1 protein-coding gene is annotated in these 322 nt (G+C 47.8%); it reads left to right on the top strand.

Annotated features, from left to right (window positions below):
* On the top strand, positions 1–322 hold a 322-nt coding region (locus HMPREF2802_RS12190; protein WP_218085175.1), incomplete at both ends, for a GA-like domain-containing protein.

Consider the following 322-nt stretch of genomic DNA (forward strand, 5'->3'; position numbering starts at 1 on the left):
CGGCGTAAGTGATGACGTCGACAGACAACGAGAAGAAGCGCAATCAGCGGTTAACGCAGCTAAAAGTGCAGACCAAGCAGCTCAAGATAAATTGAAAGAAGCGAATGCGGACGGCTTAATTACACCGGATGAGCATAAGGCTTTAGAGAAGGCGAATCAGGATGCATCGGATGCAAAACAAAACGCTCAGAATAAAGTCGATGCACTGCCAAGTGATCAACGAGGCGACATGCCGAGCGATTTGGAAAAACTCCATGGAATCGACATCCCTGATGTGAACGACTCAGATTCAAACGGCGTAAGTGATGACGTCGACAGACAA

Source organism: Staphylococcus sp. HMSC071G07, assembly GCF_001811435.1.
In the GTDB taxonomy this organism is placed as follows: Bacteria; Bacillota; Bacilli; order Staphylococcales; family Staphylococcaceae; genus Staphylococcus; species Staphylococcus pettenkoferi.